Origin of the sequence: Planococcus chinensis, assembly GCF_042681545.1 — a bacterium.
Taxonomy (GTDB): domain Bacteria; phylum Bacillota; class Bacilli; order Bacillales_A; family Planococcaceae; genus Planococcus; species Planococcus chinensis.
The window spans coordinates 612,364-637,435 of the sequence record NZ_JBHUFW010000004.1 but is presented as its reverse complement, the minus strand read 5'-3'; the positions used below and the strand labels follow the sequence as shown (position 1 = coordinate 637,435).

Genomic DNA, 25,072 nt, shown 5'->3' with positions numbered 1-25,072 from the left:
GGGTTCGGCTGTTTACCACCAGATAATCGTGACAAAAGTCAGGACAGTGATAAACGCAACAAAAATTCCGCTGAACATGAAGAACGCGACTGTACCGTGTCCTTTATTGCTCATGTGCATGAAATGATAAAGCTGCAGTACGACCTGAACGGCTGCCAATAGAAGAATAATCGGCACGATCAGATAATTTGAAAAGCCAGCTGCAACTGTCGTGAATGCAATCAATGTCAAGAAGATCATCATTGCAAACGATGTCAGCTGCCCGCGCATTTCTTTCGAGCGCTGGCGGCGCAAGTATTCGTATTCTGTACCGGATCTTGTTGGTGTATGAACGTCGTGTGCCATATTAACCGATCACTCCCATCAAATAGACTACAGTAAAGATAAATACCCAAACTACGTCGATAAAATGCCAGTATAGTGATGCTAAATAGAATTTCGGTGCATTGTACATGTTCAATCCGCGCTTAGAGTTGCGGAGCATCAAAGCGATGAACCAGCTAAGCCCGAACAATACGTGCGCTCCGTGGGTCCCTACAAGCGTATAGAAAGCTGAACTGAATGCGCTGTGGGTATATCCGAATCCTAAATGTACATAATGGTTGAACTCGTAGATCTCAAGCCCAAGGAACGTCAGACCAAGAAGAACGGTAATTCCAAGCCAAGCTTGCATCGCTTTGAAATTATGGTTTTTCATATGGTACATAGCGTAAACGCTTGTCAAAGACGAAGTCAAAAGAATCATTGTCATCGCGAAGACGAGCGGCAATTCAAACAAACCGGAAGCGGTAAATTCCATGCCGCTTGGCCCTTTGTCTTTCAGCGCCAGATAAGTCGCGAAAAGCGAGGCAAACGTCACAGTCTCAGCTGCAAGAAGCAGCCAAAAACCGACGAATTTATTTTTTCCTTCGAGTGTTGCTGTTTCCGGATGGTCCGGCCACGTTTGAGGGGTATATTTCTTATTTAAGTCCATCTGTTTTACCCCCTTTGGTGTTTTGAGCGTCTCTCATCAATTCTTCTTTTGTAATATGGAACCCAAGATCATCTTTCAGTGAACGCAGAAGCATTGATCCGAAAGTCATTCCAAGACCGATGATCAGGACTGGCAATGCCCATGGCTTGTCGCCGTCCATATAGTAAAGAGCCCCGAATGCCGCAATGAACATGCCAAGTGAGATGAAGACAGGAATGATCGAGCCGTTCGGCATGTGGATATCGTCAAGAGGTTCTGCATAAACCATGCCTTCTTTATTGCCTTCCATTTTCTCAATCCAGTAAGTATCAAGACCACGCACAAGCGGAGTCTGCGCGAAGTTGTAGAATGGTGCAGGTGATGGAACCGCCCATTCAAGTGTACGGCCGTCTCCCCATGGGTCGTTGCCAATACGCTCGTTTTTAACGATAGTCATGATAATGTTGATCACCAGAACGATGACACCGATTGCCATGAACAAAGCTCCGAAAGAACTGATGGCGTTGTAAAGATCCCATCCTTGGTCAGCGCCGAATGTATAAACGCGGCGCGGCATTCCCATCAAACCAAGGAAATGCTGGATGAAGAACGTCAAGTGGAATCCGATCAGGAACAACCAGAAAGTCACTTTGCCCAATTTTTCATTAAGCATCGTTCCGAACATTTTCGGCCAGTAAAGGTGTGTCGCCGCCAAGATGGCAAGTACAACCCCACCAACGATTACGTAGTGGAAATGCGCTACGATAAAGTAAGAATCGTGCAATTGGTAGTCAAGCGGCGCAATCGCTTGCATGACTCCTGTTACCCCACCGGCAACGAATGATGGAATGAACGCGATTGCGTAGAGCATCGGCGTCGTGAAGGAAATGCTTCCTCCCCAAATCGTTAAGAGCCAGTTGAAGATTTTTACGCCTGTCGGTACAGCGATGATCATTGTCGCTAAAGCGAAAACAGCGTTTGCTGTCGGCCCAAGACCAACTGTGAACATGTGGTGAGCCCAAACCATGAAGCCGTAGAAACCGATCAGGATTGTGGCAAATACTAGAGCAGTATAACCGAACAAACGCTTGCGAGAGAAAATCGCAAAGATTTCAGAGAAGATACCGAACGCCGGCAATACTAGGATGTAAACTTCAGGGTGCCCGAAGATCCAGAACAAGTGCTCCCAGATGATCGTGTTCCCTCCCATAGCTACGTCGAAGAAATTCGCGCCGAAGAGGCGGTCGAATACCATGAAGAAGATTCCCACAGTAAGTGGAGGGAAAGCGAACAAGATCAACGCAGAAGCCACGAAAGTCGTCCATGTGAACAAAGGCATTCTCATATACGTCATACCCGGTGCACGCATGTTGATGATCGTAACCAGGAAGTTGATCCCGGCGATCAGCGTACCGAAACCGGCAATCGTTAAACCAAGTGAATAGAAATCGATGCCATGGCCTTCAGATGCAAGGGCCAATGAAGCATAGTTTGTCCAACCTGCGTCTGGCGCACCGCCAAGGAACCAAGAAAGGTTCAGGAAGATACCGCCAAACAAGAATAGCCAAAACCCGAGTGAATTCAGGAACGGGAATGCTACGTCACGTGCGCCGATTTGCAAAGGCATGACCGCGTTCATGAACGCCAGCAATAATGGCATCGCTGCAAGGAAAATCATTGTTGTTCCGTGCATTGTCAATACTTCATTATATGTTCCGGCACTTAGGAAATCATTCCCTGCCTTCATCAATTGGATTCGGATCAACATCGCTTCGATACCGCCGATGACGAAGAACAAGCCACCGGAGATAAAGTACAGAATCGCGATTTTTTTATGGTCTACCGTCGTCATGTAGTCCCAAATGGTAGCACCGAAGCCCTTTTTTTGAGCAATAGAACTCACAATGTATACCTCCCTTTTTTAAGCTCCGATTCTTTTACTCTTCAACTGACAAGCTCATCAAGTAAGCAGCAAGTGCATCAAGCTCTTGCTCTGAGAATTTCTCGCCGTTGTTCAAAGATTCAGGACTAGGCATCAAGTTGCCCGGCTTGTATTGTTGTGGATCTTGAATCCACGCTTTAACATTTTCTTCATTATGTTCAAGAATTCCGGCAACGCGGTTGCGGTCGCCGAATGTAGCTACGTTCGGTCCAACTCCGCCGCCTTTTCCAACACCAGAAGTGGCGTGGCATGCGATACAAGTTTTCTCAGTGAAAAGCTGTTCGCCTTGCTGAGCAAGTTCGCCTTCAGCTGGAGTAGCTTCTTCTTGCATTGCAGCAACCCACTGATCGAATTCTTCAGGAGTTACGCTTTTGACTTTGAAGTCCATCAAAGCGTGCGAAGGGCCGCAAAGCTCGGCACATTTGCCGTAGAAGACGCCGTCTTCCAATTCAGAAGACTCTTTGTCGAACGTTAAGTAGAATGTGTTGACGTTATCTGTGTTGACGTCCAATTTACCGCCGATTGAAGGAATCCAGAAAGAGTGCTTAACGTCTGCTGAAATCAAGTTAAAGTAGACTTTCTCTCCTGTTGGCACAACTAATTCCTGAGCTGTAACAATTCCTTGTTCAGGGTATTCAAATTCCCACCAGTACAATTTAGCGTTTACATTTACCGTCAAGTTTGTCATGCTTCCGTCTTCAGCAGCAACGTCCATAGAAGAAACGTCTGCCAAGTCGAAAGTTGAATAAACTGTAGGAACTGCAAGGATTAAAAGCAATACGATCGGAATGGCAGTCCAAAGGAATTCCAAACGTGCACTTCCTTCAACTTGTTCAGGAATCAGATCTTCTCCAAGTTTTGAACGGCGGAATTTAACAATTGCCAAAATGAAGATGACGGTTACAACTAGAATGACAAATGCCATTACGATTGAAGACAAAATCAACAAGTTGAATTGGTCGCTGGCTACTTCGCCGGCTGGCAGCAATGTGGAGATCTCTTCTCGTCCACAGCCCGATAGAAAGACGAGCAGAGCCGTCATTAAAGCGAAAAGACGCCACTTTTTAAGCCCTTGTATCATAGCTTTTCATACCCCTCTCTCAATTAAATGAATGTGTTCTGATAATGTTGGGAAACTAGACGAAGACGGCGAAAATGATCATCGAAACAAATAGGATGGTCATATAATTCAACGAATAGATGAACATTGTCTTCGCCCATTTCAAATCATCCTGCGCTTTGAAGCCGCGGATAGCCAGATACAGCCAACCGGCGTTCAGAAGCGTAGCCAGAATGATAAAGCTTATTCCGAGATCCATTAACAGGAATGGCAGAGGGAACAGCAGCAAAACCCATGCAAGCATCGATTTTTTCGTGCGGTGGAATCCTTTGACTACGGGCAGCATCGGGATGCCGGCTGCACGGTATTCCTCAGTCCGCTTCATGGCCAACGCATAAAAATGCGGAGGCTGCCAGACAAACATGATCAGGAACAATGCCCATGCGCCCATGCCGAGCGACGGTTCAACTGCAGCCCAGCCGATTAGCGGCGGGATCGCTCCCGAGATGCTCCCCACAATTGTATTGCCGACATGTCTTCTCTTGGACCACATCGAATAAAGAACCACATAAGCCAAGATTCCTGCTATCCCTAGAACACCAGCTGAAACAGAAGCAGAGAACAAAAATATTTCGCCTAGAACGATGAAAGACGAAGCGAGTGCCAATACAGCAGACGGCTTGAATCTTCCGGTAACAGTCGGACGCGCTTTCTTGCTCTCCATCAATGGATCGATGTCAGTATCAATGTAATTGTTCATCGCAGCAGAACCGGCGATGATCAATGCTGAACCGACCAATGTATAAGCGAGAATGTCCAACTCCTGCAGAAAATGCCTGTCAGAAAACTGAAAAGCCAACCATAGACCCGTAAAAACGGTTATTAAATTCGAATTCACGATTCCGATTTTGATCAAAGCAAGAAAATCTGCCAGGAATGTGGTCGTTTCAGCTGCCTGATGGTCTTCTGCAGATAAAGACCGGCCGTTTGACATAAAACCCCCTCCTTTCAAAGTTGTAAGCATATTCCGCTAACCATAACTATATCTAAATTCCAGCCATTTTTCCACAGCAAACTGCAATTTCCCGATAAAAGCGATGATTTCATGTAATTTGTCTCAGAAATATGCTCTCCTCATCATACATGAGTATTCACGTTATTTTAAGATAGAAAAAAATTAGTTTTTGAACAGTTTGTGAAGCCGCCCTGTATTATGTCCAAATCTTGAAAGTTTCCGTGAAACCTCATTTTCCGTTGTGTTTTATTGTGACTTTCGCTATTATCGAGTATGCAGGCAAAGGACGGTTTAAAAAAGTTTTTTATCGAAAAAAGTAGGTGACATCCTTGCAACAAAGTAAATATATAAAATGGTTTGCAGTAGCGGCGACAATCGGCATGCTGCTGATTTTGCTGGGTGGTGCACTTGTCACGAAGACAGAGAGCGGCATGGGCTGCGGCCGGTCATGGCCGAGCTGCAACGGCGAACTGATTCCCGATGAGATCACCGCCGAAGTGCTGATTGAATTCTCCCATCGCTTGGTCACCGGTGCTGTCGGCATCCTGATCGTTGTACTGGCGGTTTGGGCGTGGCGAAAATACGGCCATATCCGCGAAACCAAGTTCCTTGCTTCGATGGCTGTCTTCTTCCTGGTCCTCCAAGCTTTGATCGGTGCTGCCCAAGTCTTGTGGGGGCAAGGCGACTTTATCCTCGCGCTCCACTTCGGCATTTCATTGATTTCCTTCGCTTCGGTTTTGCTGCTTACGCTCCTGGTGTTCGAAGTCGACCGGAAGTTCGACGCAGACCGTGTGATGATTGGCAAGAAATTGAAGTACCATACCATCGGGGTCACGCTTTACTCCTATATTGTTGTTTATACCGGCGCACTTGTCCGGCATACAGAAGCGAGCCTCATCTGTTCAGACTGGCCGCTTTGCCGGAATGACCAATTTGCATTGCCGAACAATATGTACGAATGGGTGCAGATGGGCCACCGGTTCGCAGCCGGATTGATCGTCATCTGGCTCGGCGTTATCGCTTGGCACGCTTTCAAGAATTACAAAGACCAACGCGTCATTTACTGGGGCTGGATCACCGCTTTCATCATCGTGCTTCTTCAAGCGACGACTGGCATGCTAGTGGTCCTCACCAAACTGAATTTGGCTGTCGCACTTCTTCATTCACTGTTGATCTCTATGCTCTTCGGATTGCTCTGCTATATGGTCTTGCTCGTTTCGAGAAGCCGCGTCAAAAATTCATAAACAAAAAAGAGCCGGTGCGCATGCACCGGCTCTTTCATTTATACTCTTTCCATTTCAATCAATAAATCGCCGGTTGAAATGCCGTCGCCAGCTCCTACATGGATCGCCTTCACGTTGCCGTCGAACGGCGCTTGGACGGTCGTTTCCATCTTCATCGCTTCAGTGACCAGCAAGTGATCGCCGCGCTTCACTTTCGCTCCGACTTCCCCGACCACTTTCAAAACGGTGCCTGGCATCGTTGCCGCAATATGCGTTTCATCTTTCAGATCCGCTTTCGGCCGTGCCAATGCATCTGTTTCTACCGTCATATCCTGTATGCTCACTTCGCGGGGCTGCCCGTTCAGTTCAAAATAGATGGTCCGGGTTCCGTCTTTTTGCGGTTCGCCGATCGACACCATTTTGATCATCAAAGTCTTCCCTTTTTCGATTTCCACTTCAATTTCTTCTCCCAGCCTCATGCCGTAGAGGAACGTCAGTGTATCGAGCACTGAGACATTGCCAAATTGCTGATCAGTGGCCGTATATTCATCGAACACTTTTGGATACAGCGCATAAGCCAGCACTTCCTGGCTGGTTACCGGGCGCTCCAATTTTTCAAACAAGGAGTTCTTGATGCCATCGAAATCTGCCGGCTCCAACAATTCTCCCGGGCGCACCGTAATCGGTTTACGCTCTTTCAGGACGACCGACTGCAATTCCTTCGGGAACCCGCCGTGCGGCTGGCCGATATAGCCTTCGAAAAATTCGATGACCGATTCCGGGAAATCGATGTTCATTCCGCGCGTCAGCACTGTTTCTTCATTTAAGTCATTCTGAACCATGAACAAGGCCATGTCTCCTACGACCTTGGACGATGGCGTCACCTTGACCACATCGCCGAAAAGCATATTGACGCGGGAGTACATTTCTTTCACTTCTTCCCAGCGCATGCCAAGGCCGACTGCTTTAGCCTGCTGCTGCAGATTGCTGTACTGGCCTCCCGGCATTTCATGGACATAGATTTCAGAATGCGGACTGTTCATGCCGCTTTCGAAATCGCTGTAATACTTCCGGACATCTTCCCAATAATGCGATAGTTTTTCGAGCGACGCTACATCCGTCCGTACTTCCCGTCCGCCGCCTTTCATCGCGTAATACAACGAGTTCGCACTTGGCTGCGATGTAAGGCCCGCCATAGTGCCCAGGGCCGTATCGACGATATCGACGCCTGCTTCGATCGCTTTCGAATACAGGTAAATGCCGTTTCCGCTAGTGTCATGCGTGTGCAGATGGATCGGCAAGGAAACCGTGTCCTTCAATTCCGAAACCAGGCGGTAAGCCGCTTCCGGCTTCAGTAGTCCCGCCATGTCCTTGATCGCAAGAATATGGGCGCCTGCCGCTTCCAGTTCTTTAGCCATGTCTTTATAATATTGGACCGTGTATTTATCACGGCTCGGGTCTAAAATGTCCCCGGTATAGCAGATGGCCGCTTCCGCGATTTTGCCGGATTGGCGGACTTCGTCAATCGCCACTTCCATGCCTTTGATCCAGTTCAAGCTATCGAAGATGCGGAACACGTCGATGCCGGCATCCGCTGATGCACGGGCGAACTCCCGGATGACGTTATCCGGATAATTCTTGTAGCCGACGGCATTGGCGCCGCGGAACAGCATCTGGAAAAGGACATTCGGAACTTGTTCGCGCAATTTGATCAGCCGCTGCCATGGATCTTCTTTCAGGAAGCGGTAAGACACATCGAATGTCGCTCCGCCCCACATTTCCATTGAGAACAGGTCATTCTGGAGATGGGCCGTCTCTTTGGCGATATTGAACATATCGAACGAACGGACACGCGTCGCCAGTAGCGACTGGTGAGCGTCGCGGAATGTCGTATCTGTCAACAGGACCTCTTTTTGTTCGTGGATCCACTTCACTAAACCTTCCGGCCCTTGGGCATCAAGAATCTGCTTTGTGCCTTGTGGTATCGGCGCAGTGAAATCGACTTCAGGTTTTCTCGGATTGGCGTGGATCGGCTTTTTCTTTTTCTCGATTCCTGGGAAGCCATTGACGGTGACATTGCCGATATAGCTCAGCAATTTTGTGCCTCTGTCTTTCCGTACCGGGAAAATGAACAATTCCGGCGTCGAATCGATAAAGCTTGTATCAAATTCACCTTTTAAGAAATTCGGGTGTTTTACAACATTTTCCAAGAAAGGAATATTTGTTTTGATTCCACGGATCCGGAACTCCTGCAAGTTGCGGTCCATTTTTGCTGCTGCGTCCTTAAATGTCACTGCCCATGTAGACAGTTTCACCAGCAATGAATCGTAGAACGGTGTAATGACAGCGCCCTGGAATCCGTTTCCTGCATCAAGACGTACTCCGAATCCGCCGCCGGAGCGGTAGACCATCAATTTTCCGGCATCCGGCATAAAGTCGTTCAGCGGATCTTCCGTCGTGACACGGGATTGGATGGCATATCCGAAGAGCGGGATGTCCTTCTGCTCGGGTATGCCGATTTCCTCGCTGTGCAAGGAATGGCCTTTGGCGATATTGATTTGGGCATGGACAATATCGACTCCAGTAACCATTTCGGTGATCGTATGCTCCACCTGGACACGCGGATTGACTTCGATAAAGTAGAATTCGTCATTCGCCACCAGGAATTCAACGGTCCCCGCATTTATGTAATCGATGTTCTTCATCAGTTTTACAGCTGCATCACAGATTGCATTCCGCAGCTCATTGCTGATCGAGTTGGATGGCGCTATTTCCACGACTTTCTGGTGCCGCCGCTGAATCGAGCAATCCCGCTCGTAAAGGTGGATGACATTGCCTTCTGCATCCCCTAAAATCTGCACTTCTATATGTTTTGGTTTGTCTACGTACTTTTCCACATACATTTCATCTGATCCGAAAGCCGCTTTGGCCTCTGATTTTGCACGTTCGTAAGCGGATTGAAGCTCGTCTGCTTCCTTCACAATGCGCATGCCGCGTCCGCCGCCGCCAAGTGATGCTTTGATCATCAGCGGGAAGCCGGCTGTCTTGCTGAACTCGATTACTTCTTCAAGAGACTCGACCGGCCCATCTGTTCCTGGGATAACCGGAATGCCTGCCGCAATCGCCTGTTCGCGCGCTTTGACTTTATCGCCGAACATATCAAGATGCCGGGATGTCGGCCCGATGAAGACGATGCCTTCTTCCTCACACCGGCGTGCGAAGTGCACGTTTTCGGATAAGAATCCGTATCCTGGATGTACTGCGTCCGCTTCTGAGTCTTTCGCGATGCGGATAATGTCTTCAATGTCCAAATAAGCGTCAATCGGTTTTTTGCCTTTTCCAACCAAATAAGATTCATCTGCTTTATAGCGATGGTAAGATCCACTGTCTTCTTGCGAATAAATCGCAACCGTCCGAAGATTCAGTTCAGTACATGCGCGGAAAATCCGAATTGCGATTTCTCCGCGGTTGGCCACCAAGATTTTGTTAATCTCCTTCAACTCGCAGCACACCCTTTACTTTTTGGATTTTTCGTATTTGTGGAACATGGAAACATTCATCAATACTCCCATAGCTAAAGATAACAAAATAACCGACGTTCCGCCATAGCTGATAAATGGAAGGGTGACCCCGGTCAGCGGAATCAAGCCGGTCAGGCCGCCAAGGTTGACGAACGACTGGATGCCGATCATGCTCGATACGCCTGTTGCAAGCATCCGCGCAAGCGGGTCATCAGTAGTCATTGCAATTGCCAGCCCTTTAAGGACGATAAAGCCAAGGCCGCCAAGGACGAACAGAACGCCGAATACGCCAAGCTCTTCTGCAATGACAGACATGATGAAATCGGTATGGGGTTCCGGAAGATAGCCGAGCTTCTGAATCGATTGCCCAAGGCCGAGCCCGCTCAGTCCGCCGGAGCCGATGGCCAAATACCCATTGACGATTTGAAGGCCGAACCCCAATTCATCAGAAAAGGGATTGAAAAAGGCGTCCAGCCGGCCAAGCCGTTTTTCGGTAAAGATCATATCCGAGGCAAACAGCATGATCGGGATGATAAATACGGCGGATGCTCCGACGACAATGGCTGCCAGCCTTGCAAAGTATTTGAACTTGATGCCGCTTGCCGCCATTACCGACAACCCGACTGCACCGATGATCATCATGGACCCCAGGTCCGGTTCAAAGAATACCGACAGCAGCACAAGCGTCAAGATGATGACCGGCGGAGCGACCGATTCGTTCAGTTTATTAATGGTGCCGTTTTTGTACTTATTGGAAAAGACGCCTGCCAAGTACAGGATGATTCCGACTTTGGCAACTTCCGAAGGCTGAAAATTGGCAAAGCCGAGGCTGATCCAACTTCTCGCCCCGCCTGCTTCAAATCCGATGATGTGCACAAGGACCAGGCCGAGGAAGATGACCCCCAGTACCGTCATCATCATCCATCGCTTGTTGAAGTGCTTGTACGGGAAGAACGCTGCCACCGCAAACGCCGGGAATGCAATGGCCAAATTGATCAATTGCTGTATGTAAAAGCGGTCAGGTGCATCGCCATAATAATTGACTGACCAGGCCATGCTCGAACTATAGATCATCACTAACCCAAAAAGCGTTAATGCAATATAGACGAAGAATAATGGATAATCGAAATTTTTCATATATCTCTTAAAATACTGTTTCATTGGAATAACCTCATTTTTTTGGATTAGTAAAAAAACTCAAACAAGAATCGTTTGAGTTTTGGTTCATTTATTTGTATACGCTTCATGGAGAATCGAGAGTTTCTTCTCCAGCGTATCCATCAGATTTTTTCCGGTTTCGCGTTCGATAAGGCCTAATTTTACGGCAAAATCGATTTCCCGCGAAAGCCCGAACATTTGCGTGTCCAGCACTTCTTCATATAAGGGGCAAGACGGCAGCGTCAAATTGTCCATCTGGACTTTTATCAGTTGCTCAATTTTTTCTGCGTCGGCTTTCAGGAGTTCCAGAGCCTTCAGCTGATAAGTTTGTTCTTCTGTATGTTCCATGAGGACTCCCCCATTAAATGATATTTAGCTATGATAACCTGTTTAAAGTGTATCTTTTAAACAGCCAAATTGCAAGCCTCTATCCGCCGCAGAATTAATCCCTTTAGGAATTTAGCAGGAAACGGTATACTGATAAAAGATCGATTATTTGATGGAGGGTTAACAATGGAATTTATCATACCGTTTAAAGGTGAAGTGAAATTCAAAATAACGCTGGATCCGACTGTCTGGATTTTTGACGACCGCAAACTCAATTTGGAAACCTATTTCACCGAGGAGCGGATTGAGAAAGACGAATTGGAGGAATACAAACGCGGCATGGGGGAACACTGGTCGCGCGAGATCATGGAAGGCGCTACTGTCCCTCCTACACTGAACTCTGAAAAGACCTACAAGCGGCAGGAAAAGCAGGAAATGATGACCGGCACATTCGGCATGAAATTCGCGCCTTTCTTAAAAACTGCCGAACCTGCAGCCGGAGCGGATACTGTCGTATTCGAAACGGCAAACGGCGAACATGCCTTCCCGATTCAGGAAGCAGAAGAATTGATCTTTAAGTTCAGCGAAAAAGGCAAGCCGCTTAAAGAAGACGGCCCCGTGCACATCCTGCTGCCGGACGGCTCGAACCTGAACAGCCCCATGACGGACATCTTGGCGATCCGGGTCGAATAGGAGGAAAAGCTATGCGCGTGAAATGCGTAATCTGCGATACGATTGAAGAATTGGTTGATGACACGCTTGAAGCCAAGAGGCTGCGCAACCGGCCGATCCACACCCATATGTGCAAGAAATGCCACGACCGCATCACCGAGCGGACCAAAGAGCGGATCGCCACCGGCAATTTCCATTTTTACCGGAGTTCCCGCAGAATCGAGGATGACTTCTGATGAAAGTTCTTAAAGGGATCTGGATCGGCTTCTGGAGCGGCCTGCTGCTTGGACTGTTATTGAAATGGATTCAAGCGGTCACCGGAAAACAAATCTACACTCTTCTATTGAATGTGGATTTTATTCCCTTGGTTGGCAAAGTGGAATGGTCGGAACCGATTGAATTTGCCTTCCATATTGCCATTTCCATCATACTTTGCATCATTTTCGTGTATATCGCCAAACACTGGAATTATTCATTTGGCCAATTGACCATACTCAGCCTGGTCATGAGCATTCCGCTCTACCTGTTGTACTTCCCGCTTTCTGCGCTCGCCCTGCGGGAAGATGTGCCGGAACTGACGGATTTAGGAGCCTTCCTCTATTGGATGTTCGCTCATTTGACTTATGCCTTATCGCTTCCGATCCTTTATAAAACGTTTGAACGCAAAAACGCTGCATCTCAATGAGATGCAGCGTTTTCGCGTTTTTCGCGCCAGAGGCGGATTTTATAAAGGATCAGGATGAGCGCTGCAATGACCAGCCCTTCTACAACCGGAAGGAAAAAAGCCAGGAAAGTCAGGCCTAATCCTCCCGCAAGAAGGAAGAGTGCAATTACGGCGTTTTTGCCGATCGATAATTTTTTTGCAAAGCCGAGCTTATAGACAAACGCCGATAAAAGGAAGATAACCGCAAAAAGCGCATATCCGGCTATCGTGTAATTCGGCAGATTTTCATATAAGACTCGTGCAACGGGATACATACTGTCATAGACAAAAGCTTGTTCGTCGCCCACAGATTATACATCCTTCCCATTCCATAATGATTATTCTTCGATGGCCACTTTTTTCTTCTTAGCCATGCGTTCGCGTTCGTTCTTATCAAGAATCTTCTTGCGAAGACGGATGTTTTGCGGCGTAATTTCGCAATACTCATCATCTGCCAAATACTCAAGCGCTTCTTCAAGGCTCATCAAACGAGCTTTCTTCAACGTTGTCGTTTGGTCTTTGTTTGCTGAACGGATGTTTGTCGCAGCTTTGATTTTAACAATGTTTACAGTCAAATCGCTGTCGCGGTTGTGTTCACCTACGATCATGCCTTCGTAGATTTCAGCGCCAACTTCAACAAATGCCGTTCCGCGATCTTCGATGCCCATAAGGCCATAAGTTGAAACTTTTCCGCGCTCCATGGAAACCAACACACCTTGACGGCGTCCGCCAACGCGCCCTGAAGCGACTGGCTGGTAGCTATCGAATGTATGGTTGATGATTCCGTATCCGCGAGTCTGCGTCAAGAATTCAGTTGTGTAGCCGATCAAGCCACGGGCCGGTACATTGAATACCAAACGGACTTGTCCGCTTCCGTTGTTGATCATATCCAGCATTTCACCTTTGCGCTCACCCAAAGATTCGATGATTGCGCCAGTGTACTCTTCAGGCACGTCAACTTGCACACGTTCAACCGGTTCGCAGCGGACGCCGTCAACCATGCGCACAATTACTTCCGGCTTGGATACTTGAAGTTCGAAACCTTCACGGCGCATGTTCTCGATCAAGATCGACAAATGCAATTCGCCGCGGCCGGAAACGACCCAAGCATCAGGAGAATCTGTATTTTCTACACGCAGCGATACATCCGTTTGCAGCTGTGCATCCAAGCGTTCCTGGATTTTGCGTGAAGTGATCCATTTGCCTTCTTTACCGGCAAACGGGCTGTTGTTGACAAGGAATGTCATCTGCAAGGTCGGCTCATCGATGCGAAGGATCGGCAATGCTTCAGGATGATCTGAAGGACAAACCGTTTCCCCGACGTTGATGTCTTCCATACCCGAGATGGCAATCAAGTCGCCTGCTTCGGCTTTCTGGATTTCAATCCGCTTCAAGCCCATGAAACCGTGAATTTTTGTGACACGGAAGTTTTTCACAGAACCATCCAATTTCATCAATGAAACCGACTGCCCTACTTCGATTGTTCCGCGGAACACACGTCCGATACCGATACGGCCAACATAATCATTATAGTCAAGAAGCGCTACCTGGAATTGAAGTGGCTCATCTCGGTTATCGACTGGCGCTGGAACATGCTCCATGATCGCATCATAAATAACCTGCATGTTTTCTTCCTGATCAGCTGGGTCCGGTGACAAACTTGCCGTTCCGTTCATACCCGATGCAAAGATAACAGGGAATTCAAGTTGATCGTCATTAGCTTCAAGCTCAATGAACAATTCGATGACTTCGTCAACCACTTCTTCTGGACGAGCGAAATCACGGTCAATTTTGTTGACTACAACAATCGGTTTCAAGTTCTGTTCCAAAGCTTTCTTCAAAACAAAACGTGTTTGCGGCATACAGCCTTCATAAGCGTCAACAACCAAAAGTACTCCATCAACCATTTTCATGATACGCTCAACTTCGCCGCCGAAGTCAGCGTGTCCAGGTGTATCCAAAATGTTGATCTTAGCGTCTTTATATTGAATCGCAGTGTTTTTTGCAAGAATCGTAATTCCGCGTTCTCTTTCGATGTCATTTGAGTCCATTGCGCGTTCTTCCACATGTTCGTTCGAACGGAAGATACCAGATTGCTGCAGCAGCTGATCCACAAGCGTCGTTTTACCATGGTCAACGTGGGCAATAATAGCAATGTTTCTTAAGTCGTTACGTAAGTTAGTCATACTTTCACTCCAATTATTCTTTTTTCGTCCCTATAACTGTGTTAGTATATCACATGTAGGGGAAAAACCCTAAGATTTTATTTTGAGTTTTACGCCAGGAGGAAAAATAAGTGAAAAACATCAAATGGATTTTCGTCTTCTATTCTCTTGCTGCAATGTTGTCAATGGCAGGAATCGGAGTGGCCGTAGGATTCCGCAGCATACCGGGCATCTTGCTCGCTATCGTGCTCCTCGGATTCATTATGGCACGCGGTTTCAAAAAGAAAAAAGAGATGATTGATGCAGGTTTATTATAATAAAGCAGATTGTAGGGATGCAACGATACCCGCTTTCCGCAAAATAAAGAGCGCAGAAAGTCCGGATTCCGGACTTTCTGCGCTCCTTTTATTTGATTTGGATATAGTCCGATAAAATCCGGCCGTGAATCGAAGGGTTGGCTGCAATGAATGTATCAGACCCGAGAAGGTTCGGCTGCTCCCCTTTGAAATTGGAAGTGATGCCGCCGACTTCATTGACAATGACCGCTCCTCCGGCGATATCCCACGGGGAAAGCCTCATCGAAATATAGGCATCAATGCGCCCGCTTGCCAAAAAGGCAAGTTCCAGGGCTGCCGAGCCGTAGGAACGGGTCCCCCGGACATCCTGGATCAGCCGTATGGTATCTTCGTGTCTGACATACCTGTTCGGCGTCACCCACATTGCATTGATGGCCACAATCGCATCTGCAATGGAAGTCTCCTCCAGCGGCTTCATCTTTTCATCGTTGAAATAAGCGCCGCCGTCTTTCACGGCATGGTATAAATCATCATTGACCACGTCGTATATGTATCCGAGCTGCCCTACCCCGTCATGGTAAATACCGAGTGAAATGGCAAAATTCCGCTGCTGATGGACGAAATTCATCGTCCCGTCAATCGGGTCCAGAAGCCATATGACGCCTTCCATATCCTTGATGTCATCCCCAAAACCTTCTTCTCCGAAAATCCGGTGGCCCGGGTAATCCTGGCGGATGCGCTCGATGAAGAAATTTTCGATCTCCTTATCGATATTGGTCACCAAATCGTTGATATGCGACTTGCTTTCAATTTCGATTTCCATGCGGAAAGAGCTGCGGATCCGATGCCCCGCTTCTTTGATCAATGATTTGATATATCTGTCTAATGCATGCAAATCCACTTTACTGCCCCCTTTTTCTACTATTATAAATGAAAAAGGCACATACTGTCTTATCTCAGTAGGTGCCATTATGTGATAAAAGTATTAGAGCGCATGTAGGGCCTCCAGTTCGTGATGAATTTCCTGCAGCCGCTTTTTGCTTTTCACTTCCTGGATACCATCTTTTTGCTGAATGGCATCGAACAAGCTGGCAAGTTCATAGTCCAATTCCAGTTTCAAGACATGGATGTATTCTTTCTCGACTTCTGCTTTGCGAATGATTTGAATCATCTGTTTCATAGATAAGCACCCCTTCCTCTCCGCATTTCGACAATTCAGACTCTATTTCTTGCATGTCATCCGGGCCCGTGGCTGAGTGAGAAAAACTTATTTATACTCTTTCTTCCCAAACTTCGTTAAAATGAAACCTGTGAAATGCTAAAGGAGGAAATAAAATTGCAGACTTTCTGGAATCAGCAGGATTTTGAAGTTTTTGAAACACCCGGGCTCGAAGAACGGATGGAATTATTGATTTCCCGTGTCCGCCCGAAATTCGAGGAATTAGGCGATAATTATGCCGCTTTCTTCTCTGCCCTGACAGGCAAGGAATTCTACCCACATGTCGCCAAGCACATGCGTCGGTCGGTCAATCCGCCAAATGACAGCTGGGTGGCATTCGCTTCCTATAAACGCGGCTATAAGGCGCTGCCCCATTTCCAGATCGGTTTATGGAAAAGCCATGTGTTTGTCATTTTGGCCGTCATTTATGAAGCGCCGGGCAAAAGCGCAATGGCGGAACTTCTGCTCCAAAGCGACACAGTCGCTTCGCTTCCCGGTGATTTCATGTTGTCCGGAGACCATATGAAGCCGGATGCTGCCGCCTTGGGAGAATTATCCCCGGCGGAAATCGAGAAAACGATCATCCGGTTGAGGGACGTTAAAAAAGGAGAGTTCGTAATCGGCCGGCACCTTCCGCGCGAAGCTGCTGTAAATATGACAACGGACGATTTCCATAAATTCCTCGAAGCGACATTCGAAGAATTACTCCCTGTCTACAATACTCTTCTCGAAAACACAAAAGTTCCGCAGCGCTGAGCTGCGGAACTTTTTATTTTTTCATGCGGATCGTTTCTTCATCATCTGTTTTCGCTTTCATTTCCTTGATGACCGGAAAGCTGGCATAGCCGCTTTCTTCCTCGAATTCCCGGAAATAAGTCTTCTCTTCTGCAATGGAAGGAACAACTTCCTTGAACCGGCGATATCTCGCCATCAGGTTTCCGCGCTTGATGCCTTTTTCATACGCCATTTCGATCCCCTCGAAAAAGGTGACGACATCAACAATCTCATCTGTGCTCCAGTCAATGGAAAAAGGATATGAATAATCCATGGTGTTTCCCTACTTTCTGATCATGAGCGACCATTTTTCCGAAATGGCTTCCGCTTCTTGTTCCATCCGGCCAAACAGTTCTGCGACTGTCGGGATGTCATGAATCAGGCCGGTCACTTGGCCAGCCCAGCCGAAGCCTTCTTCGGTATGGCCTTCATAAATGTATTTTTTATTGGCTTCCCCGCTGATGTAATTCCGCAAGGCTTCGTACGTCGGAGTTTCCGATTCGATTTCGAGAATCTTATCGGTCCAGCTGTTCCTCAATGTCCTTGCCGGCGACCCGATGCTTTTCTTGATGATGACGGTATCGCTTTCCGAACCGTTGACAAGGGCTTCCTTATATACTTCGGAAGCATGGACGCATTCTTTTGTGGCGATAAACCGGGTGCCCATTTCAACGCCTTCCGCGCCGAGCGCTAAAGCCGCCATCAAGCCCCGGCCATCTCCGATTCCGCCGGAGGCGATCACCGGAATGGACACGGCATCGACAACTTGCGGAATGAGCACCATCGTGCCGATGTCATCGCGGCCCAGGTGGCCGCCGCCTTCATGGCCGACGACCATTACCGCATCAGCGCCCAGCTGCTCCGCCTTTTCAGCTTGCCGCCTTGCAGCCACAAGAACCAGTTTTTTTATCTGTGTGCCTTTTAATTGTTCAAATATCGGCGTCGGGTTTCCGCCGGTCATCGAGACGACTGGCACATTTTCTTCAATCGCGACGTCGAGCATATGCGAAAATGCACGGCCGTGCTCGCCAATAGCAAAATTAACGCCGAATGGCTTGTCTGTCAACTCCCGCACTTTTTTGATTTCTTTGCGCAGCTCGTCCGGACTTGAAAGGCTCATGGCGGTGATTTGTCCAAGTCCCCCGGCATTCGATACTGCAGCAGCCAGCTCGGCATAAGCAAGATATGCAAGTCCGCCTTGCACAATCGGCAAACGGATTCCGAGCAGATCGGTTATTCGTGTATCAAAGTTCATAGCGTGATTCCTCCCCTTCCATATTCCCTTTATTCGATGGAACATTCAAAAATCCTTTTATTTTTATAGTATAGCGTCTTGCAACGTGCTATAATTCAATTTGTTTTTATTTTAAATAAGTTAGGTGGGTTCCCATTGTCTCAATTAGAAACTCCGTTATTCGATGCGCTCTTGAAGCATCGGAACCGGCACCCAATCCAATTCCATATTCCCGGCCATAAAAAGGGCCAGGGCGTCGATCCGGCATTCCGTGAATTTGTCGGCGACAATATCCTTTCAATCGACTTGATCAACATCGCCCCGCTGGATGATCTCCATTCACCAAAGGGTGCGATTAAAAAAGCGCAGGAACTGGCCGCAGAGGCATTTGGCGCAGATTATACGTTCTTCTCCGTTCAAGGAACGAGCGGAGCCATCATGACGATGATTCTGAGCGTAGTCGGCCCGAACGACAAGATCCTTGTCCCGCGCAACGTCCATAAGTCGATCATGTCGGCTATCGTATTCGCTGGCGCGATCCCGATCTTCATCCATCCCGAAGTCGACCCGGAACTCGGCATTTCGCACGGCATCTCGGCAGAAGCCGTCGAAAAAGCGCTGAACGAGTACCCGGATGCAAAAGCGGTCCTCGTCATCAACCCGACCTATTTCGGAATTGCCGCGGACCTGAAGCGCATTGTAGACATTTCCCATGAGCGCGATATTCCGGTCCTTGTTGATGAAGCGCACGGTGTCCATATCCATTTCCATAAATCGCTGCCGGTTTCTGCAATGGCGGCTGGCGCGGATATGGCAGCCACTTCCGTCCATAAACTCGGCGGCTCGATGACCCAAAGTTCCGTCCTGAACGTCCGTGAAGGCCTCGTATCGCCGAAGCGTGTGCAATCAACCCTGTCGATGCTCACGACGACTTCGACATCCTATCCGATCCTGGCTTCGCTCGACACCGCCCGCCGGCAATTGGCCATCCACGGGTACGACCTGATCGACCAGGCAATCCGCCTGGCGCAGGATGCCCGTAAACGAATCAATAAGATTCCGCATCTCCGCTGCGTCGGCAAGGAGCTGCTCAATACATCGGCGACTTACGATATGGATCCGACCAAGTTGTTGATCAGCGTCAAAGATCTCGGCATTACCGGCCATCAGGCAGAGGAATGGCTGAGAGAGAACGCCAATATCGAAATCGAACTTTCCGACCTGTACAACATCCTGTGCCTGGTCACAATCGGCGATACGCGCAAGGAACTGAATCTCTTGGTCAATGCGCTTCACCGCATGAGCGAAGCGTTTGAAAGCGATGCAGCCGTCATCGAGCCGGTGGTCCTCCTTCCGGACATCCCGAGCCTTGCCATGACCCCGCGCGATGCGTTTTATGCGACGACGGAAGTCGTCCCGATCGGAGAAGCGGTCGGCCGGATATCAGCTGAGTTCATCATGGTCTATCCTCCGGGCATCCCGATTTTCATCCCTGGTGAAATCATTACACAGGAGAACATCGCCTATATCGATATGAACGTCAAAGCCGGCTTGCCTGTCCAAGGCCCTGAAGATGACACTTTGCAAAATTTACGCGTCATCAAGGAACAGAAAGCCATCCGATAAAATTTACGGCCCTGAAGCGCATTGCTTCAGGGCCGTATGCTTGTTGAGAAAGATCCAGATTTCATTTCTCTACTAAATAATAAATCGATATTCTGCAAAACAGTCTCGCTTATCGCAGGCTCCCGCTGGTGTCGCCGCTGTTTTGCTCCATATCGAAGCTAAGCTTTCTGAACCAATTTGATGACAGGCACATTTCTCTTCTAGAAAGCCTGTCTAGCGCCGGCGCGTCCGTGGGCTGAGCGGAGCTATGAGACGAGTGCCCTTCTCGGCTCATAGCGGGAGCTTTGCCCCAAGCGACCGAAGCGGCATGAAAGTTCATTTCTTTTATGGACTCTTTGAATGAAAGTTCCTCAAAAGCCTGACGGCCCTGAAGCGCATTGCTTCAGGGCCGTTTTTCATGGCGTAATGCCTTCGATTTCGTCCGGGTCGACAAAGCTGTATCCTTTTGAGCTGAGCCCCTTGATGATGCCAGGCAGCGCTGCTGCGGTCCACTCCCGGTCATGCATCAGCAAGTTCGATCCATTCCCCAGGAATTCCGTATTGACCATGATATCCGTCAACGCGGCAGCGTCCATATATTGCTTTTCCCAATCGTAGCCGTAAGACCAATTCATCAACAGCATGCCTTCCTGGGCAACAAGCGCTTCACTGAAATCCGTATTGCTGCCGTTCGGTGCCCGGAAGAATTTCGGCTTCTCTCCGATGATTTCCTCCACTGTCTGGCTGAGCGAAAGAATCTCCTCTTTCTGCTGCGCTTCGCCGATCGTCTTCAGGTTCGTATGCGTGTATGTATGGTTGCCGATTGCAAAACCCATCTCATGAATTTTTTTCAGATTTTCTTTTTCTTCATCGGTATCCAAAAAATGTCCGTTGACGAAGAAAATTGCAGGCACTTCCAATTCCTTCAATGCGGTGGCCATCTCTACTGAATGATCGTCCGGAGCGTCGTCAATGGTGATCAATACCGCTTCTGCCGGTGCATCCGAAATCGGCTCTACGCGCCAATTGGCTGCATTTACCCGGTATTTCGGCTCGGCCGTGGCTTCTGCAGCCGGTTCTTCCGGAACTTCTGCTTCCGGTTCAGCCTCCGCTTCTGGTTCAGCTTCTTCTTTAGTTTCTTCTTTTGCAGGTTCCGGAGTTGCCATCGGCGCTTCTTCTGCGCTTTTTTCCGCTTCGGTTTCTTCATTTTCAGCAGGTTCAGCACTGCAGCCCGCTAAAAGAGCGATTGTCGCAGTTGCTGCCATCCATTTCTTGAATATCATGTCTTATCACCTATGACCCTTTCGGAGCCATTTTACCATATCGAATTGCATAAAAAAAGAAGCCGCGCAACAAGTTGCGGGCTTCTTTCGGATTATTTGATGATGTGGATTGGTGTGCCAAGTGCCACTTCTGCAGCTTCCATCGTGATTTCAGCCAATGTCGGGTGCGCGTGGATGGTCATCGCGATGTCTTCTACTGTCATGCCTGCTTCGATTGCAAGGCCAAGTTCAGCGATCATGTCAGATGCACCTGCGCCAACGATCTGTGCGCCAAGTAGCAAGCCATCCGATTTGCGTGAAACAAGTTTCACAAAACCTTCAGCTGCATTCAGCGACAATGCGCGTCCATTTGCGCCGAATGGGAATTTCGCAGCCTGAGCTTCGAATCCTTCTTCTTTTGCCTGCTCTTCTGAAAGGCCGACACTTGCAAGTTCCGGATCTGTGAAGCAGACTGCCGGAATCGCCAAGTAATCGACAACTGATTTTTCGCCTGCAATCGCTTCTGCAGCCACTTTGCCTTCGTATGAAGCTTTGTGCGCCAACTGAAGGCCGGCTACAACATCACCGATTGCATAGATGTTCGAAATGCTTGTGCGGCATTGCTTGTCGACTTCGATCAAACCGCGCTCAGACATTTTGAGACCTAGTTCTTCAAGGCCCATTTCATCTGTGTTCGGACGGCGGCCGACAGTTACAAGAACATAATCCGCTTCAACGGTTTTTTCTTCCCCGCCCGCTTCATAAGTCACTGTTACGCCTGTTTCTGTTTCTTCAACGCCTTTAGCAGACGCTTTTGTAATCACTTCAACGCCTTTTTTCTTCAAGCCTTTTTTGACGATTGCCGTCATCTGCTTTTCAAATCCGGCCAAGATGTCAGGTGCGCCTTCAAGGATCGTCACTTCAGAACCCATATTTGCATATGCTGTCCCAAGTTCCGTACCGATATAGCCGCCGCCGATAACCAGCAGTTTGCCTGGCAATTCTGTAAGAGCCAATGCCCCTGTCGAGTTGATGACGCGCTTCGAGAATTTGAATGTCGGGATTTCAACCGGACGTGATCCAGTTGCAATAATGGCATTCTTGAATTTATACGTTTGAGCTGAATTTTCATTGATGACACGGATAGACGTATCGTCTACAAAATAAGCTTCGCCGCGGACGATTTCCACTTTATTGCCTTTAAGAAGCGATTCTACGCCGCCTGTCAGCTTTTTCACTACGCCGTTTTTGAATTCCTGAGCTTTCTCGAAGTTCAACGTCACTTCATTTGCAATGACGCCCATATCCTCCGAGTGCTTAGCTTCTTCAAAACGGTGTCCGACTGAGATCATCGCTTTTGAAGGGATACAGCCGACGTTCAAGCACACGCCGCCGATGTATTCTTTCTCAATGATCGTTACTTTTTGTCCAGTCTGTGCTGCACGGATTGCTGCTACATATCCGCCAGGGCCTGAACCGATGACGAGCGTATCTGTTTCGATTGGAAAATCTCCTACTACCATAAGTTTTACGCCTCCATTAATAGTAATTCTGGTTCGCTTAATAAACGTTTGATGTGATTTAATGCGTGTTGAGCAGTTGCTCCATCAATCATCCGATGATCGAAGCTCAATGATAATGCTAACACAGGTGCCGCTACAATTTCACCATTTTTAATAACCGGTTTCTCTGCAATGCGGCCAATTCCTAAAATCGCCACTTCCGGATGGTTGATGACCGGCGTGAACCACTGGCCACCGGCAGAACCGATATTGGTGATCGAACAAGAAGCGCCTTTCATTTCTGCAGGCGTCAATTTGCCTTCGCGGGCTTTTGTCGCCAAGCCGTTGATTTCATCGGAAATTGCAAACACAGACTTGCGGTCAGCGTTTTTGATGACCGGTACAAGAAGTCCTTTTTCAGTATCCGCAGCGATGCCGATATTGAAGTAATGCTTCTGGATAACTTCGCTTGTCTCGTCATCGAATGATGTATTCAATGCCGGGAACTCACGCAATGTGCTGACAAGCGCTTTTACAACATACGGCAAATACGTCAATTTGATTTGCTTTTCCGCTGCAATGTCTTTGAACTTTTTGCGGTGAGCTACCAATTCTGTTACATCCACTTCGTCCATCAACGTCACGTGCGGAGCAGTATGCTTCGAATGCACCATCGCTTTGGCAATGGCACGGCGCATGCCGGACATCTTCTCGCGCGTTTCCGGGAATTCCCCTTTAGGTGCAGGAGCTGCCTTCGGCGCCGCTTCTTTCGCCGCTTCTTCTTTTGGAGCTGCTTCGGTTTTCTCTTCAACCGCTGCCGGTTGTTCAGCTGCAGCTTGCTGCTGTCCGCCGCTCATGAACGATTCTACGTCTTCTTTCAGAACTCGGCCGTTATTGCCTGATCCTGTAACTTGCGTAATGTCCACATCTTTATCGCGGGCGAATTTACGAACAGACGGCATCGCGATAACACGTGCATTTGGGTCTTTCGGAGCCGTTTGAGCTTGCGGCTGAGCACCTGCGCCGGTTTCCCCTGTTGCCGGCTGTTCTTCTTTAGCCGGTTCTTTGTCAACATCCTGGGCAGCTTCCGCTGTTCCAGCCTGCACTTGCTCTTCTGTTTCCTCTTCGCCTTGAGGATCTGCAGCCTTTTCAGGAGCTGCTTCTTTTTCCCCGCCTGATCCTTCGTTATCAGCGGCATCGTCGCTTTCAATCGTCACGAGTACATCTCCGACAACAGCGACAGTGCCTTCTTCGACAAGGATTTCCTTGACTGTGCCAGAAACCGGCGAAGGCATTTCAACTACCGCTTTATCATTCTGTACTTCGAACATAATGTCATCTTCTTCGATACGGTCGCCTGCTTTCACGAACCATTTTACAATTTCACCTTCATGGATACCTTCACCGATATCCGGTAAACGAAATTCAAAAGCCATTAGTTTCACCCTTTCTATTCTCGACCATTAAAACGTTAGAACTTTTGTAGCTGTTTCTACTATATCCTTCGAATTTGGAAGCCAAACTTGCTCAGCTTGCGAGAATGGGAATATAGAATCCGGTGCAGTTACGCGAAGTACAGGAGCCTCTAGGCTAAGAATCGCACGGTCCATGATTTCAGCCACGACGTTAGCGGCAATTCCGGCCTGTTTCTGTGCTTCTTGTACAACCATTGCACGTCCTGTCTTTTCGACCGAAGCCACAATCGCTTCGATATCCAGCGGCTGGATGGTGCGCAAATCGATGACTTCTGCTGAGAAGCCTTCTTTTTCAAGTTCTTCGGCAGCTTTCAAGCTTTCTTGTACCATTGCGCCGTAAGCGACAATCGTCAAATCTTTACCTTCACGCTTCACGTCCGCTTTGCCGAGTGGAATCGTATACGATTCTTCAGGCACTTCCTGGCGTCCTGAACGGTAAAGTTTCAAATGCTCAAGGAAGATGACCGGATCGTTATCGCGGATAGAAGAAATCAACAACCCTTTTGCATCGTATGGTGTGGACGGGATAACAACTTTCAAGCCAGGCTGGGAAGCCATAAGGCCTTCAAGTGAATCGGCGTGCATTTCCGGTGTATGGACACCGCCGCCAAATGGCGAACGGATCGTGACCGGTGCATTCAGGCTGCCGCCGCTGCGGAAACGCATACGCGCCATCTGACCGCTGATTGAATCCATCACTTCATAAACAAAACCGAAAAACTGGATTTCAGGTATCGGACGGTATCCTTGCAATGCCAGACCGATTGCCAAACCGCCGATGCCCGATTCCGCCAATGGCGTATCGAAAACGCGGTCTTCTCCGAATTCTTTTTGCAGCCCTTCCGTCGCCCGGAAAACACCGCCGTTATTCCCTACATCTTCTCCAAAAACAAGTACATTTTCATCGCTTTGCATCTCTGTTCTTAGAGCGTCGGTAATTGCTTGAACCATCGTCATTTGTGCCATC

24 protein-coding genes and 1 pseudogene are annotated in these 25,072 nt (G+C 48.3%); 7 read left to right on the top strand and 18 right to left on the bottom strand.

Annotated elements, in window-relative coordinates; genetic code table 11:
• Window positions 1–12: 12 nt before the first annotated feature.
• The 5 genes and pseudogenes from ctaF to cyoE all read right to left on the bottom strand — a co-directional run bounded on the left by ctaF (window position 13) and on the right by cyoE (window position 4,948).
• Window positions 13–345 carry a cytochrome c oxidase subunit IVB gene (gene ctaF / locus ACFSDB_RS05430; protein WP_204892600.1) on the bottom strand — a complete coding sequence of 111 codons (333 nt, stop codon included), beginning with the start codon at window positions 343–345 and terminating at the stop codon, window positions 13–15.
• Between the two features lies 1 nt (window position 346).
• The gene (locus ACFSDB_RS05425) at window positions 347–973 is read right to left on the bottom strand and encodes a cytochrome (ubi)quinol oxidase subunit III (protein ID WP_204892601.1); all 627 of its coding nucleotides are present in this window, start codon (window positions 971–973) and stop codon (window positions 347–349) included.
• 490 nt (window positions 974–1,463) lie between these two features.
• Window positions 1,464–2,804 (bottom strand): annotated as a pseudogene (locus ACFSDB_RS05420) (cbb3-type cytochrome c oxidase subunit I); the annotation flags it as partial.
• An 85-nt stretch (window positions 2,805–2,889) separates the two neighbouring features.
• Window positions 2,890–3,975 carry a cytochrome c oxidase subunit II gene (gene coxB, locus ACFSDB_RS05415; RefSeq protein ID WP_204892603.1) on the bottom strand — a complete coding sequence of 362 codons (1,086 nt, stop codon included), beginning with the start codon at window positions 3,973–3,975 and terminating at the stop codon, window positions 2,890–2,892.
• A gap of 55 nt (window positions 3,976–4,030) precedes the next feature.
• Window positions 4,031–4,948 (bottom strand): heme o synthase, encoded by a 918-nt coding sequence (gene cyoE / locus ACFSDB_RS05410; protein ID WP_204892604.1) that lies wholly within the window; start codon window positions 4,946–4,948, stop codon window positions 4,031–4,033.
• 401 nt (window positions 4,949–5,349) lie between these two features.
• Here cyoE and ACFSDB_RS05405 point away from each other — a divergent pair, with 401 nt between their 5' ends.
• On the top strand, window positions 5,350–6,213 hold the full coding sequence (locus ACFSDB_RS05405) for a COX15/CtaA family protein (protein ID WP_377339612.1): 864 nt from the start codon (window positions 5,350–5,352) through the stop codon (window positions 6,211–6,213).
• 38 nt (window positions 6,214–6,251) lie between these two features.
• On the opposite strand, the gene pyc is transcribed toward ACFSDB_RS05405, so the two are convergent.
• From pyc to ACFSDB_RS05390, 3 genes are all read right to left on the bottom strand, one after another.
• A complete protein-coding gene (gene pyc / locus ACFSDB_RS05400) occupies window positions 6,252–9,692 on the bottom strand; it encodes a pyruvate carboxylase (protein WP_204892606.1) in 3,441 nt (1,146 codons plus the stop codon).
• A gap of 15 nt (window positions 9,693–9,707) precedes the next feature.
• Complete coding sequence (locus ACFSDB_RS05395; RefSeq protein ID WP_204892607.1) at window positions 9,708–10,874, bottom strand: FtsW/RodA/SpoVE family cell cycle protein; 1,167 nt, start codon at window positions 10,872–10,874, stop codon at window positions 9,708–9,710.
• Between the two features lie 63 nt (window positions 10,875–10,937).
• Window positions 10,938–11,219: an Fpa/YlaN family protein gene (locus ACFSDB_RS05390; RefSeq protein WP_204892608.1), complete on the bottom strand. Its 282-nt coding sequence runs from the start codon at window positions 11,217–11,219 to the stop codon at window positions 10,938–10,940.
• 165 nt (window positions 11,220–11,384) lie between these two features.
• Here ACFSDB_RS05390 and ACFSDB_RS05385 point away from each other — a divergent pair, with 165 nt between their 5' ends.
• From ACFSDB_RS05385 to ACFSDB_RS05375, 3 genes are read left to right on the top strand one after another with little or no spacing between them, the layout of a single operon-like run.
• On the top strand, window positions 11,385–11,891 hold the full coding sequence (locus ACFSDB_RS05385) for a peptidyl-prolyl cis-trans isomerase (protein ID WP_204892609.1): 507 nt from the start codon (window positions 11,385–11,387) through the stop codon (window positions 11,889–11,891).
• Between the two features lie 11 nt (window positions 11,892–11,902).
• Window positions 11,903–12,106, top strand: coding sequence for a YlaI family protein (locus tag ACFSDB_RS05380; RefSeq protein ID WP_204892610.1), 204 nt, complete (start codon window positions 11,903–11,905; stop codon window positions 12,104–12,106).
• Window positions 12,106–12,555 (top strand): hypothetical protein, encoded by a 450-nt coding sequence (locus tag ACFSDB_RS05375; protein ID WP_204892611.1) that lies wholly within the window; start codon window positions 12,106–12,108, stop codon window positions 12,553–12,555. Before ACFSDB_RS05380 ends, ACFSDB_RS05375 begins: the two co-directional genes overlap by 1 nt.
• On the opposite strand, the gene ACFSDB_RS05370 is transcribed toward ACFSDB_RS05375, so the two are convergent.
• Together ACFSDB_RS05370 and typA are read right to left on the bottom strand one after the other, a co-directional pair.
• Window positions 12,549–12,848: a YlaH-like family protein gene (locus ACFSDB_RS05370; RefSeq protein WP_204892705.1), complete on the bottom strand. Its 300-nt coding sequence runs from the start codon at window positions 12,846–12,848 to the stop codon at window positions 12,549–12,551. The genes ACFSDB_RS05375 and ACFSDB_RS05370 overlap by 7 nt on opposite strands.
• Window positions 12,849–12,911: 63 nt before the next feature.
• Window positions 12,912–14,759 (bottom strand): translational GTPase TypA, encoded by a 1,848-nt coding sequence (gene typA, locus ACFSDB_RS05365; protein WP_204892612.1) that lies wholly within the window; start codon window positions 14,757–14,759, stop codon window positions 12,912–12,914.
• Between the two features lie 110 nt (window positions 14,760–14,869).
• Between typA and ACFSDB_RS05360 the strand changes: the two genes are divergently transcribed.
• Entirely contained in the window at window positions 14,870–15,055 is a 186-nt protein-coding gene (locus ACFSDB_RS05360) for a YlaF family protein (RefSeq protein ID WP_204892613.1), read from the top strand.
• A gap of 88 nt (window positions 15,056–15,143) precedes the next feature.
• Here the strand turns inward: ACFSDB_RS05360 and ACFSDB_RS05355 are convergent, their stop codons facing one another.
• Both ACFSDB_RS05355 and ACFSDB_RS05350 read right to left on the bottom strand, forming a co-directional pair.
• Window positions 15,144–15,935, bottom strand: coding sequence for an inositol monophosphatase family protein (locus ACFSDB_RS05355; protein ID WP_204892614.1), 792 nt, complete (start codon window positions 15,933–15,935; stop codon window positions 15,144–15,146).
• Between the two features lie 84 nt (window positions 15,936–16,019).
• Complete coding sequence (locus tag ACFSDB_RS05350) at window positions 16,020–16,214, bottom strand: hypothetical protein (RefSeq protein ID WP_204892615.1); 195 nt, start codon at window positions 16,212–16,214, stop codon at window positions 16,020–16,022.
• Window positions 16,215–16,370: 156 nt separating this feature from the next.
• Between ACFSDB_RS05350 and ACFSDB_RS05345 the strand changes: the two genes are divergently transcribed.
• Complete coding sequence (locus tag ACFSDB_RS05345) at window positions 16,371–17,009, top strand: YktB family protein (RefSeq protein ID WP_377339341.1); 639 nt, start codon at window positions 16,371–16,373, stop codon at window positions 17,007–17,009.
• Window positions 17,010–17,022: 13 nt separating this feature from the next.
• Here ACFSDB_RS05345 and ACFSDB_RS05340 read toward each other — a convergent pair whose 3' ends face one another.
• A complete protein-coding gene (locus ACFSDB_RS05340) occupies window positions 17,023–17,301 on the bottom strand; it encodes a UPF0223 family protein (RefSeq protein WP_204892617.1) in 279 nt (92 codons plus the stop codon).
• A gap of 9 nt (window positions 17,302–17,310) precedes the next feature.
• Window positions 17,311–18,282, bottom strand: a complete 972-nt coding sequence (locus ACFSDB_RS05335; RefSeq protein WP_204892618.1) for an NAD(P)H-dependent flavin oxidoreductase — start codon at window positions 18,280–18,282, stop codon at window positions 17,311–17,313.
• Between the two features lie 135 nt (window positions 18,283–18,417).
• Between ACFSDB_RS05335 and ACFSDB_RS05330 the strand changes: the two genes are divergently transcribed.
• Window positions 18,418–19,887, top strand: a complete 1,470-nt coding sequence (locus tag ACFSDB_RS05330) for an aminotransferase class I/II-fold pyridoxal phosphate-dependent enzyme (protein ID WP_204892619.1) — start codon at window positions 18,418–18,420, stop codon at window positions 19,885–19,887.
• Window positions 19,888–20,282: 395 nt separating this feature from the next.
• Here the strand turns inward: ACFSDB_RS05330 and ACFSDB_RS05325 are convergent, their stop codons facing one another.
• From ACFSDB_RS05325 to ACFSDB_RS05310, 4 genes are all read right to left on the bottom strand, one after another.
• A complete protein-coding gene (locus ACFSDB_RS05325) occupies window positions 20,283–21,149 on the bottom strand; it encodes a polysaccharide deacetylase family protein (protein WP_204892620.1) in 867 nt (288 codons plus the stop codon).
• 92 nt (window positions 21,150–21,241) lie between these two features.
• Window positions 21,242–22,651, bottom strand: coding sequence for a dihydrolipoyl dehydrogenase (gene lpdA, locus ACFSDB_RS05320; protein ID WP_204892621.1), 1,410 nt, complete (start codon window positions 22,649–22,651; stop codon window positions 21,242–21,244).
• A 5-nt stretch (window positions 22,652–22,656) separates the two neighbouring features.
• Window positions 22,657–24,066: a dihydrolipoamide acetyltransferase family protein gene (locus ACFSDB_RS05315; protein ID WP_204892622.1), complete on the bottom strand. Its 1,410-nt coding sequence runs from the start codon at window positions 24,064–24,066 to the stop codon at window positions 22,657–22,659.
• Window positions 24,067–24,093: 27 nt separating this feature from the next.
• Entirely contained in the window at window positions 24,094–25,071 is a 978-nt protein-coding gene (locus ACFSDB_RS05310; RefSeq protein WP_204892623.1) for an alpha-ketoacid dehydrogenase subunit beta, read from the bottom strand.
• Window position 25,072 lies beyond the last annotated feature (1 nt).